At 65.8% G+C, this 16758-nt stretch carries 14 protein-coding genes; 11 read left to right on the top strand and 3 right to left on the bottom strand.

What is annotated here, in order from left to right; all coding sequences use genetic code 11:
• Positions 1 to 186: 186 nt before the first annotated feature.
• The 6 genes from C5F75_RS06550 to C5F75_RS06580 all read left to right on the top strand — a co-directional run bounded on the left by C5F75_RS06550 (position 187) and on the right by C5F75_RS06580 (position 7183).
• Positions 187 to 1950 carry an acetolactate synthase 3 catalytic subunit gene (locus C5F75_RS06550; protein WP_059583623.1) on the top strand — a complete coding sequence of 588 codons (1764 nt, stop codon included), beginning with the start codon at positions 187 to 189 and terminating at the stop codon, positions 1948 to 1950.
• Between the two features lie 111 nt (positions 1951 to 2061).
• Positions 2062 to 2553 carry an acetolactate synthase small subunit gene (ilvN, locus tag C5F75_RS06555; RefSeq protein WP_006398781.1) on the top strand — a complete coding sequence of 164 codons (492 nt, stop codon included), beginning with the start codon at positions 2062 to 2064 and terminating at the stop codon, positions 2551 to 2553.
• 88 nt (positions 2554 to 2641) lie between these two features.
• The gene (ilvC, locus tag C5F75_RS06560) at positions 2642 to 3658 is read left to right on the top strand and encodes a ketol-acid reductoisomerase (protein ID WP_006478252.1); all 1017 of its coding nucleotides are present in this window, start codon (positions 2642 to 2644) and stop codon (positions 3656 to 3658) included.
• 127 nt (positions 3659 to 3785) lie between these two features.
• Positions 3786 to 4430: a phosphatidylserine decarboxylase gene (locus tag C5F75_RS06565; protein WP_006491035.1), complete on the top strand. Its 645-nt coding sequence runs from the start codon at positions 3786 to 3788 to the stop codon at positions 4428 to 4430.
• A gap of 15 nt (positions 4431 to 4445) precedes the next feature.
• The gene (gene pssA / locus C5F75_RS06570; RefSeq protein WP_059583621.1) at positions 4446 to 5318 is read left to right on the top strand and encodes a CDP-diacylglycerol--serine O-phosphatidyltransferase; all 873 of its coding nucleotides are present in this window, start codon (positions 4446 to 4448) and stop codon (positions 5316 to 5318) included.
• A 320-nt stretch (positions 5319 to 5638) separates the two neighbouring features.
• Entirely contained in the window at positions 5639 to 7183 is a 1545-nt protein-coding gene (locus tag C5F75_RS06580; protein WP_059583619.1) for a 2-isopropylmalate synthase, read from the top strand.
• A 74-nt stretch (positions 7184 to 7257) separates the two neighbouring features.
• Here the strand turns inward: C5F75_RS06580 and C5F75_RS06585 are convergent, their stop codons facing one another.
• The 3 genes from C5F75_RS06585 to C5F75_RS06595 all read right to left on the bottom strand — a co-directional run bounded on the left by C5F75_RS06585 (position 7258) and on the right by C5F75_RS06595 (position 10391).
• Entirely contained in the window at positions 7258 to 8808 is a 1551-nt protein-coding gene (locus C5F75_RS06585) for a SulP family inorganic anion transporter (protein WP_059583618.1), read from the bottom strand.
• 40 nt (positions 8809 to 8848) lie between these two features.
• On the bottom strand, positions 8849 to 9496 hold the full coding sequence (locus C5F75_RS06590) for a carbonic anhydrase (RefSeq protein WP_059583616.1): 648 nt from the start codon (positions 9494 to 9496) through the stop codon (positions 8849 to 8851).
• A gap of 382 nt (positions 9497 to 9878) precedes the next feature.
• Entirely contained in the window at positions 9879 to 10391 is a 513-nt protein-coding gene (locus tag C5F75_RS06595; RefSeq protein WP_059583614.1) for a hypothetical protein, read from the bottom strand.
• 164 nt (positions 10392 to 10555) lie between these two features.
• On the opposite strand from C5F75_RS06595, the gene C5F75_RS06600 reads away from it, so the two are divergent.
• The 5 genes from C5F75_RS06600 to tpiA all read left to right on the top strand — a co-directional run bounded on the left by C5F75_RS06600 (position 10556) and on the right by tpiA (position 16693).
• Complete coding sequence (locus tag C5F75_RS06600; RefSeq protein ID WP_059583613.1) at positions 10556 to 11815, top strand: branched-chain amino acid ABC transporter substrate-binding protein; 1260 nt, start codon at positions 10556 to 10558, stop codon at positions 11813 to 11815.
• Between the two features lie 107 nt (positions 11816 to 11922).
• The gene (gene rpsO, locus C5F75_RS06605; protein WP_006398792.1) at positions 11923 to 12192 is read left to right on the top strand and encodes a 30S ribosomal protein S15; all 270 of its coding nucleotides are present in this window, start codon (positions 11923 to 11925) and stop codon (positions 12190 to 12192) included.
• A gap of 291 nt (positions 12193 to 12483) precedes the next feature.
• Positions 12484 to 14631: a polyribonucleotide nucleotidyltransferase gene (pnp, locus tag C5F75_RS06615; protein ID WP_059583611.1), complete on the top strand. Its 2148-nt coding sequence runs from the start codon at positions 12484 to 12486 to the stop codon at positions 14629 to 14631.
• 146 nt (positions 14632 to 14777) lie between these two features.
• On the top strand, positions 14778 to 15797 hold the full coding sequence (locus tag C5F75_RS06620) for an NAD(P)H-quinone oxidoreductase (RefSeq protein ID WP_059583610.1): 1020 nt from the start codon (positions 14778 to 14780) through the stop codon (positions 15795 to 15797).
• Positions 15798 to 15937: 140 nt separating this feature from the next.
• Positions 15938 to 16693: a triose-phosphate isomerase gene (gene tpiA / locus C5F75_RS06625; RefSeq protein ID WP_059583608.1), complete on the top strand. Its 756-nt coding sequence runs from the start codon at positions 15938 to 15940 to the stop codon at positions 16691 to 16693.
• Positions 16694 to 16758: the final 65 nt, after the last annotated feature.

A 16758-nucleotide genomic window follows, 5' to 3' on the forward strand; every position in this document is an offset into this window, starting at 1 on the left:
GGATATTTTTCTTGACGAGCCAATCACGACCCGCTATCGTCAGCGATTCGCAACATGAAGTGATGGTCTCATTTGAGGCTGGCCCAAGAAGCCCGCCCTTCAAACTGGACGCGCCGCTTGAACCCGAGCCACAAGCCCGGCAGAGAGCACCCGATCAATTTTTTGCCGAAAATTCGAAAGGTCGAAATGAACATGCCCAGCGCGGAATTCTCCACGTCGGAACCCCTTTCCCCTCCCGATAGCGACTCCATCGGCGGCACCGTGCTCATGAAGGCACTGGCCGACGAAAACGTCGAATTCATCTGGGGCTACCCCGGCGGCTCGGTTCTCTATATCTACGACGAGCTGTACAAGCAGGACAAGATTCAGCACGTGCTGGTGCGCCATGAACAGGCGGCCGTGCACGCAGCCGATGCGTATGCGCGCTCCACCGGCAATGTCGGCGTCTGTCTCGTGACGTCGGGCCCCGGTGTCACCAACGCGGTGACCGGCATCGCGACGGCCTACATGGATTCGATCCCGATGGTCGTGATCAGCGGCCAGGTGCCGACGGCCGCGATCGGCCAGGATGCCTTCCAGGAATGCGACACCGTCGGCATCACGCGTCCGTGCGTGAAGCACAACTTCCTCGTGAAGGACGTGCGCGACCTCGCGGAAACCGTCAAGAAGGCGTTCTATATCGCCCGCACCGGCCGTCCAGGCCCCGTGCTGATCGACATCCCGAAGGACATCTCGAAGACGCCGTGCCAGTACGAGCCGATCAAGAGCGTGTCGCTGCGTTCGTACAACCCCGTCACGAAGGGCCATTCGGGCCAGATCCGCAAGGCCGTGTCGCTGCTGCTGTCGGCCAAGCGTCCGTACATCTACACGGGTGGCGGCATCATCCTCGCCGACGCGTCGCGTGAGCTGAACCAGTTCGCGGACCTGCTCGGCTACCCGGTCACGAACACGCTGATGGGCCTCGGCGGCTATCGCGCGTCGGACAGGAAATTCCTCGGCATGCTCGGCATGCACGGCACCTACGAAGCGAACATGGCGATGCAGCATTGCGACGTGCTGATCGCGATCGGCGCCCGCTTCGACGACCGCGTGATCGGCGACCCGGCGCACTTCGCGTCGCGCCCGCGCAAGATCATTCACATCGACATCGACCCGTCGTCGATCTCGAAGCGCGTGAAGGTCGACATCCCGATCGTCGGCGACGTGAAGGAAGTGCTGAAGGAACTGATCGAGCAACTGCAGACGGCCGAGCACGGCCCCGACACCGAGGCGCTCGCGCAATGGTGGAAGGACATCGAGGGCTGGCGCGCGAAGGACTGCCTGAAGTACGACCGCGAAAGCGAGATCATCAAGCCGCAGTACGTGGTCGAGAAGGCGTGGGAGCTGACGGACGGCAATGCGTTCGTGTGCTCGGACGTCGGCCAGCACCAGATGTGGGCCGCGCAGTTCTACCGTTTCAACAAGCCGCGTCGCTGGATCAACTCCGGCGGCCTCGGCACGATGGGCTTCGGCCTGCCGGCGGCGATGGGCGTGAAGATGGCCCATCCGGACGACGACGTGCTGTGCATCACGGGCGAAGGCTCGATCCAGATGTGCATCCAGGAACTGTCGACCTGCCTGCAGTACGACACGCCCGTGAAGATCATTTCGCTGAACAACCGCTATCTCGGCATGGTCCGCCAGTGGCAGCAGATCGAATACAGCAAGCGCTATTCGCATTCGTACATGGATGCGCTGCCTGACTTCGTGAAGCTCGCCGAAGCGTACGGCCACGTCGGCATGCGGATCGAAAAGACTTCGGATGTGGAGCCGGCGCTGAAGGAAGCGCTGCGCCTGAAGGACCGCACCGTGTTTCTCGACTTCCAGACCGATCCGACCGAAAACGTCTGGCCGATGGTACAGGCCGGCAAGGGCATCACCGAGATGCTGCTCGGATCGGAAGATCTGTAACGGCGCGACGCGCGCTCGGGCCCGATGCGGCCGCCTTCACGAAGGGCGGTGCGGCACGCGGCGGCGCGCGGCGCGAGTGAATCGACACGGCACATTCTGGAAGAAGCGAACATGAGACACATCATTTCCGTCCTGCTGGAGAACGAACCGGGCGCGCTGTCGCGCGTGGTCGGCCTGTTTTCCGCACGCGGCTACAACATTGAAACCTTGACGGTGGCGCCGACCGAAGACCAATCGCTGTCGCGGCTCACCATCGTTTCCATCGGCTCCGACGACGTGATCGAACAGATCACGAAGCATCTGAACCGCCTGATCGAGGTGGTGAAAGTGGTGGACCTGACCGACGGTGCACACATCGAACGCGAGCTGATGCTGATCAAGGTACGTGCAGTGGGCAAGGAGCGCGAAGAAATGAAGCGGATGTCGGATATTTTCCGCGGCCGCATCATCGACGTGACCGAGAAGACCTACACGATCGAATTGACGGGCGCGAGCGACAAGCTCGACGCATTCATCCAGGGGCTGGACGCGGGCGCGATCCTCGAGACCGTGCGCACCGGCAGCTCAGGCATCGGGCGCGGCGAGCGCATCCTCAAGGTGTGATGCCGACGCCGGGTGCGCCGTCATGTCCCGGCCCGCAGTACTCCATCCGAACGAATTGTTGAATTTTTGAATTAGCGAAGGAACCATCATGAACGTTTTCTACGACAAAGACGCCGACCTCTCCCTCATCAAGGGCAAGCAAGTCACGATCATCGGCTACGGCTCGCAAGGCCATGCACACGCGCTGAACCTGAAGGACAGCGGCGTGAACGTGACGGTCGGCCTGCGCAAGGGCGGCGCGTCGTGGAGCAAGGCCGAGAACGCCGGCCTGTCGGTCAAGGAAGTCGCCGAAGCGGTGAAGGGCGCGGACGTCGTCATGATGCTGCTGCCGGACGAGCAGATCGCCGACGTGTACGCGAAGGAAGTGCACGCGAACATCAAGCAGGGCGCGGCGCTCGCGTTCGCGCACGGCTTCAACGTCCACTACGGCCAGGTGATCCCGCGCGCCGACCTCGACGTGATCATGATCGCGCCGAAGGCGCCGGGCCACACCGTGCGCGGCACGTACTCGCAAGGTGGCGGCGTGCCGCACCTGATCGCGGTGGCGCAGAACAAGTCGGGCGCGGCGCGCGACATCGCGCTGTCGTATGCGGCGGCGAACGGCGGCGGCCGTGCCGGCATCATCGAGACGAACTTCCGTGAAGAAACCGAAACCGACCTGTTCGGCGAGCAGGCCGTGCTGTGCGGCGGTACCGTCGAGCTGATCAAGGCCGGTTTCGAGACGCTGGTCGAAGCCGGCTACGCGCCGGAAATGGCGTACTTCGAGTGCCTGCACGAACTGAAGCTGATCGTCGACCTGATCTACGAAGGCGGCATCGCGAACATGAACTACTCGATCTCGAACAACGCCGAATACGGCGAGTACGTGACGGGCCCGCGCGTCGTCACGGAAGAGACGAAGAAGGCGATGAAGCAGTGCCTGACCGACATCCAGACGGGCGAGTACGCGAAGAGCTTCATTCTCGAGAACAAGGCGGGCGCCCCGACGCTGCAGTCGCGCCGCCGCCTGACGGCCGAGCACCAGATCGAGCAGGTCGGTGCGAAGCTGCGCGCGATGATGCCGTGGATCGCGAAGAACAAGCTCGTCGACCAGACGAAGAACTAAGCGCGCCGTGCCGTTCCGGCCCTTCGAATGGAGGGTCGGCATCAAAAAGCCGTCCGAAGGCAGCAGTGCCCCGGGCGGCTTTTGCTATGCTACATGCTTTGCAATTCACCGAACACAGAACGAATCCATGAACTATCCTCATCCGATCATCGCGCGCGAAGGCTGGCCGTTCATCGCGATTGCAGCCGTCATCGCGCTGTTGATCCATGCCGTCGGGGGCTTCGGCTTCGCGTGGCCGTTCTGGCTGCTGCTCGTCTTCGTCGTCCAGTTCTTCCGCGATCCGCAGCGCCCGATCCCGGCGCAGCCGAACGCGGTGCTGTGTCCGGCGGACGGCCGCATCGTCGCGGTCGAGACCGCGCAGGATCCGTACGCGAACCGCGAAGCGCTGAAGATCAGCGTGTTCATGAATGTCTTCAATGTTCATTCGCAGCGTTCGCCGGTCGATGGCGCGATCAGCAAGGTCGAATACTTCCCCGGCGCGTTCCTGAACGCGGCGATCGACAAGGCGTCGACCGAGAACGAGCGCAATGCGGTCGTGATCCAGACGGCGAGCGGCAAGACGGTCACCTCGGTGCAGATCGCCGGCCTGATCGCCCGCCGGATTCTCTGCTACGTCCGTGCCGGCGAGCCGCTGTCGCGCGGCCAGCGCTACGGGTTCATCCGCTTCGGTTCGCGCGTCGACGTGTACCTGCCGCTCGGCAGCCGCGCGAAGGTGTCGATCGGCGAGAAGGTCTACGCGTCGTCGACGATCCTCGCCGAGCTCGAACAGTAAGCGGCGGGGCGCACGATGGCCGCATTCAAACCGCGTCGGCCGCGCAACGGCGCCGGCCAGACGCCACGCCCGTTCCGCCGCAACAAGGTGATGGCGCCGGATTCGGCGCCCATCGAGAGCCGCCGCGCCGCGCGCCAGCGGTTCCTGAAGACGCGCGGCATCTACCTGCTGCCGAATGCATTCACGACCGCCGCGCTGTTCTGCGGCTTCTTCGCGGTCGTGCAGGCAATGAACGTGCGCTTCGAGATCGCCGCGATCGCGATTTTCGTCGCGATGGTGCTCGACGGGATGGACGGGCGCGTCGCGCGCATGACGCATACGCAGAGTGCGTTCGGCGAGCAATTCGACAGCCTGTCGGACATGGTGTCGTTCGGCGTCGCGCCCGCGCTCGTGATGTACGAGTGGGTGCTGAAGGATCTCGGCCGCTGGGGCTGGCTCGCCGCGTTCGTCTATTGCTCGGGCGCCGCGCTGCGCCTTGCGCGCTTCAACACGAACATCGGCGTGGTCGACAAGCGCTTCTTCCAGGGGCTGCCGAGCCCGGCCGCGGCCGCGCTGATCGCGGGCTTCGTGTGGCTCGCGACAGACAACCGCGTGCCGATGAAGCTCGGCTGGCTGCCGTGGGTCGCGTTCGTGCTGACGATCTACGCGGGTGTGACGATGGTGTCAAACGCGCCGTTCTACAGCGGCAAGGCGCTCGACGTGCGCCACCGCGTGCCGTTCGCGGCGATCCTGCTGGTCGTCGTCGCGTTCGTGCTGGTGTCGTCCGATCCGCCGCTGATGCTGTTCTGCCTGTTCGTGCTGTACGGGCTGTCCGGCTACGTGTTCTGGGCCTACATGGCCGTGCGCGGGCGGGCGAACCCGGCGCGCTCGTCGCAGCGCGAGCACTGACGCCGACACGCGATTTGCCCGGAAACGGCGGCCTCGGGGCCGCCGTTTTCATTTGCCCCTTTTTTCGGGCCGGCCGTGTCGATTCCCGGGTGCCGTCCGATTGCGCGGTCAACGGAATGTCGCTATAGTCTTTGGCATGACTGTATTTCCCCGCCTCTCCCTCCTTCTAGCCGGTGCGCCGCTACGCGCGCTAGCTTTGGCGCGCCTGCCGCGCTGACCGTTCTCGCCCCCCGTCAAGCCTCGTCTGTTGTTGAGCGTCGCCAGCGGTGGCGCGATCTCGTTACGTTTGACTTCCGTATAAAAGAGCCCTGGAGCCCCCCATGACAGACAAGCTGATCATTTTCGATACGACGTTGCGTGACGGCGAGCAATCGCCCGGCGCGTCGATGACGAAAGAAGAGAAAATCCGCATCGCGAAGCACCTCGAGCGGATGAAGGTCGACGTGATCGAGGCCGGCTTCGCCGCGAGCTCGAACGGCGATTTCGACGCGATCCACACGATCGCCGGGCTCGTGAAGGACAGCACGATCTGCTCGCTGGCGCGCGCCAACGACAAGGACATCCAGCGCGCGGCCGACGCGCTGAAGCCCGCCAACAGCTTCCGGATCCACACGTTCATCGCGACGTCGCCGCTGCACATGGAGAAGAAGCTGCGGATGACGCCGGATCAAGTGTTCGAGCAGGCGCGCCTCGCCGTGCGTTTCGCGCGCAAGTTCACCGACAACGTCGAGTTCTCGCCGGAAGACGGCAGCCGCTCGGACATGGATTTCCTGTGCCGCGTGCTGGAAGCCGTGATCGCCGAAGGCGCGACGACGATCAATATCGCCGACACGGTCGGCTACGGCGTGCCGGAGCTCTACGGCAACCTCGTGAAGACGCTGCGCGAACGCATTCCGAACTCGGACAAGGCGATCTTCTCGGTGCACTGCCATAACGACCTCGGGATGGCGGTCGCGAACTCGCTCGCCGGCGTGAAGATCGGCGGCGCGCGTCAGGTCGAATGCACGATCAACGGTCTGGGCGAGCGCGCGGGCAACACGTCGCTCGAAGAAATCGTGATGGCCGTGAAGACCCGCAAGGACTACTTCGGTCTCGACGTCGGCATCGACACGACGCAGATCGTGCCGACGTCGAAGCTCGTGTCGCAGATCACCGGCTTCGTCGTGCAGCCGAACAAGGCGGTGGTCGGCGCGAACGCGTTCGCGCACGCGTCGGGCATTCACCAGGACGGCGTGCTGAAGGCGCGCGACACCTACGAGATCATGCGCGCGGAAGACGTGGGCTGGACCGCGAACAAGATCGTGCTCGGCAAGCTGTCGGGCCGCAACGCGTTCAAGCAGCGGCTGCAGGAGCTCGGCGTATCGCTCGACAGCGAAGCCGAACTGAATGCCGCGTTCATGCGCTTCAAGGATCTGGCCGACCGCAAGGCGGAGATCTTCGATGAGGACATCATCGCGATCGTGTCCGAGGAATCGGCGCTCGCGCAGGAGCAGGAGCACTTCAAGTTCGTGTCGCTGTCGCAGCGTTCGGAAACGGGCGAGCAGCCGCAGGCGAAGGTCGTGTTCGCGGTCGAGGGCAAGGAAGTGACCGGCGAGGCGCGCGGCAACGGCCCGGTCGATGCGACGTTCAATGCGATCGAAGGTGAAGTCGGCAGCGGCTCCGAGCTGCTGCTGTACTCGGTGAACGCGATCACGACCGGCACGCAGGCGCAGGGCGAAGTGACGGTTCGGCTGTCGAAGAGCGGGCGGATCGTCAACGGCGTCGGCACCGATCCGGATATCGTCGCCGCGTCCGCGAAGGCGTACATTTCCGCGCTGAACAAGCTGCACTCGAAGGACGACAAGGTCAATCCGCAGCGCTCGTAAGCGCCGCGCAGGACGCAGCCTCGAAACGCCCCGTGCGGCCCTGCGCCGCCGGGGCGTTTGTTTTCATTGGCCGCTCATTCGGCGGCCGGCGCGCGGAACAGCCAGCGGCGGGCGGCCGCGCGCGGCGCGGGGTTGCGCCGGCGGAACTCGACCGCGATCCCGCGCCGCGGCGCATCGGCGACGAACGCGTCGAGCAGCTCGAGCACGTCGTGGTCGATGTAGTCTGCGCGGGTTGCGTCGATGATCACGGCCGCCCGGTCCGGAATGTGTCGCAGGTGGTGCTTGACCTGCACCTTGCCCAGAAACGACACGTCCTTGCGGAACGACAGCAGGAAGTGGTCGTCGTGCTGCGCGAGCGTGACGGGGCTCTTCAGGTTCGCGACGGCGACGGCCAGCACGCTGCACGCGAGGCCGAGCGCGATGCCGAACAGCAGGTCGACCGCCAGCACGCCGACGATCGTCGCCGCGAACGGCGCGAACGCGGCCGGGCCTTGCTTCATGACCGAGCGGAACAGCGCCGGTTTCGCGAGCTTCATGCCGGTGTGGATCAGGATCGCGGCCAGGCTCGCGAGCGGGATCAGGTTGATCAGGCCGGTGAGCGCAAACACGCTCGCGAGCAGCAGGATCCCGTGCACGATCGCGGACATCCGGCTTTGCGCGCCGGCGTTGACGTTGGCCGAACTACGCACGATCACCGACGTGATCGGCAGGCCGCCGACGGCGCCCGCGACAAGGTTGCCGACGCCCTGTGCCTTCAGCTCGCGATCGGGCTGCGTCGGACGTCGCTTCGGATCGATCTGTTCGACCGCCTCGAGGCACAGCAGCGTCTCGAGGCTCGCGACGACCGCAAGCGTGATCGCCACGCGCCATACGTCCGGATTCAGCAGTTGCGCGAAGTTCGGGCCGAGTTCCGCATGCTTGAGCGATGCCGCGAGCGCCGCAAACGAGTCGAACTCGGGCAGCGTGACGCGATGGGCGGCGCCCGGTGCGGCTGCCGGAGCGACCATGCCGAGCACGAGCGTCGCGCCGATGCCGAGCACGACGACCGCGAGCGGGGCGGGTACCGAGCGTACCCACGCGAAGCGCTTGAGCGCCGGCGTGTCCCACGCGATCAGCAGCGCCAGCGACACGAGTGCGATCGCCGTGGCGGCCCATGCGGTCGGCAAATGCAGCCAATTCGCAAACGATTGCGCGGCCGGGCCGCCGATGCCAAATGCGAACGGAAGCTGCTTCACGATCAGCAGCAGGCCGATCGCGGCGAGCATGCCCTTGATGACGGGCGACGGCACGTAGGCGGCGAAGCGGCCGGCGCGCAGCATGCCGAACCCGAACTGCAGCACGCCGGACAGCAGCACCGCGAGCAGGAACGCGGAGAAGCTGCCCAGTTGCGCGATCCCTTCGACGACGATCACGACGAGGCCGGCGGCCGGCCCGCTGACGGACAGGGACGAGCCGCTCAGCAGCGCGACGACGATGCCGCCGACGATGCCCGATACGAGCCCGGCGAACGGTTCGACGCCGGAGGCGTTGGCGATGCCGAGGCAGAGCGGCAGCGCGACGAGAAAAACGACGATGCCGGCGACGATGTCGCGCGGCAAGGTGGACAGGCGCTCGTTCAGTTTCATGATTGGGGTGATTTCGTTGACATGGAGGGCGGGGCGCGGGTCAACCGAGCGCGACGGCGGTCGCGGCAGGCTCGGGCTCGGCTTCGGCTTCGGCCGGCGATGGCGCATAGCCGGAATCGAGTTCCTTCAGGTGGCCGTCGGCGAGCGAGAAGATCCAGCCGTGCACGAGCGGCGGCCGTTCGCGCCCGCGCACGATCGGCGACGCACGCAGCAGCCGCACCTGTTCGAGCACGTTCAGCTCGGCGAGGCGATCGGCGGCAGCCATGTCGTCGAGCCCGTCGAGCGTATCGCGATGGCGCCGCGCGAGCGCGCAGAGCGGCGCGATGCGGCGCGCGACGTGCGGCAGGTCGGCAGGCGGCGGCAGCAGCGATGCGCGCACGCCGCCGCACCCGTAGTGCCCGCACACGATCACGTGGTCGACCTTCAACACCCGCACCGCGTACTCGAGCACGCTGGCGGAATTGTCGTCGTCCGGGTGGAACAGGTTCGCGATGTTGCGATGGACGAACAGCTCGCCGGGCGCGCAGTGCGTGATGGTCTCGGCCGGCACGCGGCTGTCGGCGCAGCCGATCCACAGTACGCGCGGATTCTGGCCGCGTGCGAGCGCGTCGAAGAAGCCGGGCGTGTGTTCGCGCGTCTCGCGGGCCCAGGCAATGTTGGCAACCAGCATGCTCTTGGGGCGGTTCATGAGGACTCCTTTTTGATCAAGACAAATAAATATCGAGCGAAATGGCGCAGTCGCATTCTTTCTAAATTGAAAGGTTCGATTTCGACTGATATTAGGGGTATGCCCTAGCACTCGGGGTGGGTTGAAACAAATTGTTTCAAATTGATTGGGCGTAGTGCATTGCCTGCACCAGTGCGACGCATGACATGCACTGGCTATGCCTATTTAGGCTCAAGCGCCCGCATGACGGGGCGTTCAGCGTATTGCCATCGGAATATTAACGATCGGAAAAGTTTTCCGTCTTATTCCTGAAATTAAATAAGGCAGCGGAAAAAATGAAATGGCCATTCGGCAATCATTCGTGAATGGCCATTGCGACAATTGCGTGTCGATGCGCAATCGGTCAGAACAGGGTGCGGCGATCGGGATCGTGCAGCGGGTCCGGCGTTTTCTGCGTGGTGCGCAGGATGCCCTGCGGATCGAAGTAGAAGCTGTACATCATGTACCAGACGTTGTCCTCGAGATACCGGTACGTCCATACCTCGCGCTTCATCAGCGGGAAGTAGGAGGTCTCGACCGGGCGCCCGAAATTGACGAGGACGTCGGTTTTCGTCCACTTGCCGATCTCCGCGCGATAGAACTCGCTCGGCTGCAGCACCTGGCGCACGTTGACGATCCGGTGGGCGGCATCGACGTCGGCCGCGATCGTGATCTCGCCCATCGGCTGGGTCGGCCACATCAGGCGCTTGCCGCCGCCGGGCAGGTCGTAGATCTCACGCGGCGGGCCCATGCGCGCGACGATCGCCGACTCGTCCTGGCCGGCCTGGTATTGCTGCCACGGTTGCGCGCAACCGGCCAGCAGCGCGGCGGCGCAGGCGGCGAGCACCGGCAGGCGCGCGGGAATGCGAATGCGCATCGGATTCTCCAGAACACGGAAACAGGTCCCGTTTTATCACGGACGGCGCGCGATCGCGCATCGGCAGGAAAAAATCGATGCGGATCGGGCCCGCGCGCTTGCGGGCGGCCGGCGCACCGGCCTATGATCCGCGCTTCTCGGGCAGATTGAAGGGCAGGTGGCCGATGCAGGGATGGAAGCGGTGGGCGCTCGCGTGGAGCGCGGGGTGGATGCTGGTGTCGTCCGCGTGTGCCGGCGGCGAGCCGGTGCGGATCGCGCTGATCGAAGGGATGTCGGGCCCGTTCGCGAACGCGGGCGCGGCGGTCGAGCGCAACCTGCGCTTCGGCGTCGAGCAGGTCAATGCGGCGGGCGGCGTGAAACTGCGCGACGGCGCGCACCCGCTCGAACTCGTCGTGCTCGACAGCAAGGGCAGCCCGGAAGAGGCGCTCGTGCAGTTGCGCGCGGCGGCCGATCGGCATATCGGCTTCGTCGCGCAGGGCAACAGCTCGGCCGTCGCCGCCGCGCTCGTCGCGGCGCTCGACAAGCTGAACGCGCGCGATCCGGACAACCGGATGCTGTTCCTGAACTACTCGGCGGACGATCCGGCGCTGACCGGCGCGCGCTGCAGTTTCTGGCATTTCCGCTTCGATGCGCACGCCGGCATGCGAATGGCCGCCCTCGCGGACGTGATGGCGCGCGATCGCGCGCTGCGCAAGGTCTATCTGCTGAATCAGGACTACAGCTTCGGCCATGACGTCAGCACCCTCGCGCGGCAGGCGCTGGCCGCGCGGCGCCCGGACGTGACGATCGCCGGCGACGAATTCCACCCGATCGGCCGGATCAAGGATTTCTCGCCGTATATCGCGAAGATCCGGGCGAGCGGCGCGGACGCCGTCGTGACCGGCAACTGGGGCAACGACCTCACGCTGCTCGTGAAGGCGGCGCGCGAACAGGGGCTGAACGCGAAGTTCTATACGTTCTACGGCAACAGCCTCGGCGCGCCGGCGGCCCTGGGCGACGCGGGCGTCGGCCGCGTCGTGGCGGTGGCCGACTGGCATCCGAACGCCGGCGGCGCCAGATCCGACGCGTTCTACCGCGCGTTCCGCACCCGTTTCCCGGCCGCGCAGGACGACTATCCGGTGCGGCGGATGAGCCAGATGATCGAGATGCTGGCCGCCGCGATGACCCGCGCGGGTTCGGCCGACCCCGTCGCGGTCGCGCGTGCGCTCGAGGGCCTGCCGTTCGACGACGGCTTCCACGCGTCGCGGATGCGCGCGCAGGATCACCAACTGATCCAGCCCCTTTACGTGATGGAAATGGACAAGGTCGGCACGCCGGGCGTGCGCTTCGACAACGAGGGATCGGGCTACGGCTTCCGGACGGTCCTGGCGGTGCCGGCGCAGCGCACGGAGATGCCGTCGACGTGCTCGATGACGCGCCCGTGACGGGAGGCGGCAAGAACGGCACCGAGTTGTGCTACAATGCGCGCCGGTTGTAAGTCACGGCACGGCCATTCTTCCGTGTCCGCCTGTTCAGTTAGAAAGGAAATCACATGTCTGTTGCAGATATCAAGAAGTCGGAAGTCGTTGCTCAGTTCGCCCGCGGTACCAACGACACGGGGTCGCCCGAAGTCCAGGTCGCACTGCTGACCGCACGTATCGTCGAACTGACGGGTCACTTCAAGACCCACGCGAAGGATCACCACAGCCGCCGCGGCCTGCTGCGCATGGTGAGCCGCCGCCGCAAGCTGCTCGACTACCTCAAGGGCAAGGATGCCGATCGTTACCGCGCACTGATCGAGAAGCTGGGTCTGCGTAAGTAATCGAGGCGATTGCCGCCAGCAAGATGCCTGTGTCAGTCCGCTGATACAGGCATTTTGTTTTTGCGCGGTGCGTAGCGTCACACGCATCGCAGGCTGTCCGGCACGTTCGTGCGGGGCCGCCGCCACGACCGATACCGGGGCAGGATTTGTGTCATTCCAGCGCGTCGCTGCGTGAGCGCCGCGCTGGAATGGCATAAAAAACACACCTTGCTCCGGGTGATTCGGTCGGGACGCCGCCGCGCGGGGGTCGCCGGCGCGGCGAATGAAATGCATGAATACAAAGGAGCAACCATGTCCATGTTCAACAAGGTCGTGAAGGAATTCCAGTGGGGCCAGCACAAGGTGCGCCTCGAAACCGGTGAAGTCGCTCGCCAGGCAAGCGGCGCCGTGATCGTCGACGTCGAGGATACCGTCGTGCTGGCAACCGTCGTCGGCGCGAAGTCGGCGAAGCCGGGCCAGGATTTCTTCCCGCTGACCGTCGACTACCTCGAGAAGACCTACTCGGCCGGCAAGATCCCGGGCGGCTTCTTCCGTCGCGAAGGCCGTCCGTCGGAGCACGAGACGCTGACGTCGCGCCTGATCGACCGCCCGCTGCGCCCGCTGTTCCCGGAAGGCTTCTACAACGAAGTCCAGGTCGTGATCCACGTGCTGTCCGTGAACCCGGAAATCCCGGCGGACATCCCCGCGCTGATCGGCGCATCGGCCGCGCTCGCCGTGTCGGGCCTGCCGTTCAACGGCCCGGTCGGTGCCGCGCGCGTGGCGTACATCGACAACGCGTACGTGTTGAACCCGACGCGTGACCAGCTCAAGGCATCGAGCCTCGACCTCGTCGTCGCGGGTACGGAGCGCGCCGTGCTGATGGTCGAGTCGGAAGCCGATCAGCTGTCGGAAGAAGTGATGCTGGGCGCCGTGGTGTTCGGCCACGAGCAGATGCAGGTCGCGATCGACGCGATCCACGAACTGGTGCGCGATGGCGGCAAGCCCGAGTGGGACTGGCAGCCGGCGCCGAAGAACGAGGCGCTGATCGCACGCGTGACCGAGCTCGCGCAGAACGATCTGCTCGCCGCTTACCAGCTCCGCGACAAGCAGGCGCGCTCGGCGAAGCTGAAGGAAGTCTACGCGGCGACCTCGGCGAAGCTCGAGGAAGACGCGCTGGCGGCCGGCACGGTCGCGGCCGACAAGGCCACGGTCGGCAATATCCTGTTCGACATCGAAGCGAAGATCGTCCGTTCGCAGATCCTGAACGGCGAGCCGCGCATCGACGGTCGCGACACGCGCACCGTGCGCCCGATCGAGATCCGCACCGGCGTGCTGCCGCGCACCCACGGCTCGGCGCTGTTCACGCGCGGCGAAACGCAGGCGCTGGTCGTCGCGACGCTCGGCACGAAGGGTGACGAGCAGATCATCGACGCGCTCGAAGGCGAATACCGCGAGCGCTTCATGCTCCACTACAACATGCCCCCGTTCGCGACCGGCGAAACGGGCCGCGTCGGCTCGCCGAAGCGCCGCGAAATCGGCCACGGCCGCCTCGCGAAACGCGCGCTGGTCAAGTGCCTGCCGAGCGCCGACGAATTCGGCTACTCGATCCGCGTCGTGTCGGAAATCACCGAGTCGAACGGTTCGTCGTCGATGGCGTCGGTGTGCGGCGGCTGCCTCGCGCTGATGGACGCCGGCGTGCCGATGAAGGCGCACGTCGCCGGTATCGCGATGGGCCTGATCCTCGAAGGCAACAAGTTCGCGGTGCTGACCGACATCCTCGGCGACGAAGATCACCTCGGCGACATGGACTTCAAGGTGGCCGGCACGGAGCAAGGCGTGACGGCGCTGCAGATGGACATCAAGATCCAGGGCATCACGAAGGAAATCATGCAGGTCGCGCTCGCGCAGGCGAAGGAAGGCCGCCTGCACATCCTCGGCAAGATGACGTCGGCGGTGTCGGGTGCGAACACGCAACTGTCGGAATTCGCGCCGCGCATGATCACGATCAAGATCAACCCGGAAAAGATCCGCGACGTGATCGGCAAGGGCGGTTCGGTGATCCGCGCGCTGACGGAAGAAACGGGCACGACCATCGACATCTCGGACGACGGCGTCGTGACGATCGCGAGCACGAGCAGCGAAGGCATGGCCGAAGCGAAGAAGCGCATCGAGCAAATCACGGCCGAGATCGAAGTCGGCCAGGTGTACGAAGGCACGGTGCTCAAGCTGCTCGATTTCGGTGCGATCGTGAACCTGCTGCCCGGCAAGGACGGCCTGCTGCACATCTCGGAAATCGTCAACGAGCGCGTGAAGGACATCAACGACTACCTGAAGGAAGGTCAGCAGGTGAAGGTCAAGGTGATCCAGACGGACGAGAAGGGTCGCGTGCGTCTGTCGGCCAAGGCGCTGCTGAATGAAGCAGCGGCGGCAGCGCAGTCGGATACGCCGCCGCAGCAGTAAGCGGACAGGCGGATCAACGGCCGGCAGTGCGAAAGCGTGCCGGCCGTTTTTTCTGTAGCATCGTTGCGCGGCGCAGCAGCGCCGGCGAGGCGCTCGCGCCGTGCGCGCGCGTGCCATCCGATTCCGATCCTGGAGCGATTCTCACCATGAAAGCCATCGAAATCACCGAATTCGGCGCGCCCGACGTGCTGAAGCTCGCGGAGCGTCCGCGCCCCGAACCGAAGCGCGGCGAGGTGCTGATCAAGGTGGCGGCTTCCGGCGTGAACCGGCCCGACGTGTTCCAGCGCAAGGGCGCCTATGCGCCGCCGCCGGGTGCGTCGGATCTGCCGGGCCTCGAGGTCGCGGGCGAGATCGTCGGCGGCGATGTGTCCGATGCGGCACTGAACCCGTTCGGCCTGAAGCTCGGCGATCGCGTGTGCGCGTTGCTCGCGGGCGGCGGCTATGCCGAATATGCGGTCGCGCCGCTGCCGCAGTGTCTGCCGGTGCCGGACGGTCTCACCGATATCGAAGCCGCGTCGCTGCCCGAGACGTTCTTCACCGTGTGGAGCAACGTGTTCGACCGCGCGCGGCTCGGCGCGGGCGAGGGCGGCGAACAGGAGACGCTGCTCGTGCAGGGCGGCTCGAGCGGCATCGGCGTGACGGCGATCCAGATCGCGCATGCGCTCGGCTTTCGCGTGTTCGCGACGGCCGGCACCGCCGACAAGTGCCGTGCGTGCGAGGCGCTCGGCGCCGAGCGCGCGATCGACTACAAGACCGAAGACTTCGTCGAAGTCGTGAAGTCGCTGACGCACGATCGCGGCGTCGACGTGATCCTCGACATGGTGGCGGGCGCGTACGTGCCGCGCGAGTTGTCCGCGCTCGCGGACGGCGGCCGCCTCGTGCTGATCGCGCTGCTCGGCGGTGCGAAGGCCGAGGTCAACCTCAACGAGATCCTGCGCCGCCGGCTGACGGTGACGGGCTCGACGCTGCGCCCGCGTCCGGTCGAGTTCAAGGCGCGCATCGCCGCGCAGTTGAAGGCGCGCGTGTGGCCGCTGCTGGCCGACGGTCGCATCAAGCCCGTGATCTATCGTGTGCTGCCGGCCGGCGAGGCCGCGCAGGCGCATGCGCTGATGGAGGGCGGCGAGCACATCGGCAAGATCGTGCTTGATTGGGGCGCGAACGCGTGACGGCCCGTGCGGCGGGCTTGACATGCGCGGTTTGACCGGTTCAAGCCGCGCGCAGTAAAATCGCGGGTTTGCTTCGCCAGATCCAACCTGACGGCCGGGTTCCGGCACGTTAATGACAAGATAGTGACGAGACAGACACGATGTCGAAACAACGAACAAAGCGAGTGATCGGCAACTGGAAGATGCACGGCCGGCTGGCCGGCAACCAGGCGCTGCTGAACGAAGTGGTGCAGGGTGCGGGCTTGGTGGCGGCTGAAACGTCGATCGGCGTGTGCGTGCCGTTCCCGTATCTCGCGCAGGTTCAGGCCCAGCTCGGCGGTGGCCGTGTCGCGTTCGGTGCGCAGGACGTGTCCGCGCACGAGCAAGGCGCGTTCACCGGTGAGGTGGCGGCCGCGATGGTGGCGGAGTTCGGCGCGCAGTATGCGATCGTCGGTCATTCGGAGCGTCGCGCGTATCACGGCGAAAGCAACGAGACGGTCGCGGCGAAGACGCAGCGCGCACTCGCGGCCGGCCTCACGCCGGTCGTGTGCGTCGGCGAGACGCTCGACGAGCGCGAGTCGGGTGCGACCGAGCAGGTCGTCGGTGCGCAGCTCGACGCGGTGCTGGCCGTGCTGACGGCTGACGAGGCCGCGCACATCGTCGTCGCGTACGAGCCGGTCTGGGCGATCGGCACCGGCAAGAGCGCGACGTCGGCGCAGGCGCAGGACGTACACGCGTTCCTCCGTGCGCGCCTGGCGGCAAAGGGTGCGGCGGACGTGTCCGTGCTGTACGGCGGCAGCGTGAAGCCGGACAACGCGGAAGAGTTGTTCGCGCAGCCGGACATCGACGGCGGCCTGATCGGCGGCGCGTCGCTGAAGGCGGAAGATTTCCTGGCGATCTGCCGGGCCGCGCGTTGAGCGGTCCGGGATCGAATTGAACCATGACGGCGGCCGGTCGGTCCGGTCGCCCGATCCAATCGGGT

Source organism: Burkholderia anthinoferrum (genome assembly GCF_002925705.1).
GTDB lineage: Bacteria > Pseudomonadota > Gammaproteobacteria > Burkholderiales > Burkholderiaceae > Burkholderia > Burkholderia semiarida.

Coding starts and splice junctions, on each gene's coding strand:
- tpiA (WP_059583608.1), top strand. CDS start 15,938: ATGTCGAAACAACGAACAAAGCGAGTGATCGGCAACTGGAAGATGCAC.
- C5F75_RS06600 (WP_059583613.1), top strand. CDS start 10,556: ATGCAGGGATGGAAGCGGTGGGCGCTCGCGTGGAGCGCGGGGTGGATG.
- C5F75_RS06590 (WP_059583616.1), bottom strand. CDS start 9,496: ATGAACCGCCCCAAGAGCATGCTGGTTGCCAACATTGCCTGGGCCCGC.
- pnp (WP_059583611.1), top strand. CDS start 12,484: ATGTCCATGTTCAACAAGGTCGTGAAGGAATTCCAGTGGGGCCAGCAC.
- C5F75_RS06580 (WP_059583619.1), top strand. CDS start 5,639: ATGACAGACAAGCTGATCATTTTCGATACGACGTTGCGTGACGGCGAG.
- C5F75_RS06595 (WP_059583614.1), bottom strand. CDS start 10,391: ATGCGCATTCGCATTCCCGCGCGCCTGCCGGTGCTCGCCGCCTGCGCC.
- rpsO (WP_006398792.1), top strand. CDS start 11,923: ATGTCTGTTGCAGATATCAAGAAGTCGGAAGTCGTTGCTCAGTTCGCC.
- ilvN (WP_006398781.1), top strand. CDS start 2,062: ATGAGACACATCATTTCCGTCCTGCTGGAGAACGAACCGGGCGCGCTG.
- C5F75_RS06565 (WP_006491035.1), top strand. CDS start 3,786: ATGAACTATCCTCATCCGATCATCGCGCGCGAAGGCTGGCCGTTCATC.
- C5F75_RS06620 (WP_059583610.1), top strand. CDS start 14,778: ATGAAAGCCATCGAAATCACCGAATTCGGCGCGCCCGACGTGCTGAAG.
- ilvC (WP_006478252.1), top strand. CDS start 2,642: ATGAACGTTTTCTACGACAAAGACGCCGACCTCTCCCTCATCAAGGGC.
- C5F75_RS06550 (WP_059583623.1), top strand. CDS start 187: ATGAACATGCCCAGCGCGGAATTCTCCACGTCGGAACCCCTTTCCCCT.
- C5F75_RS06585 (WP_059583618.1), bottom strand. CDS start 8,808: ATGAAACTGAACGAGCGCCTGTCCACCTTGCCGCGCGACATCGTCGCC.
- pssA (WP_059583621.1), top strand. CDS start 4,446: ATGGCCGCATTCAAACCGCGTCGGCCGCGCAACGGCGCCGGCCAGACG.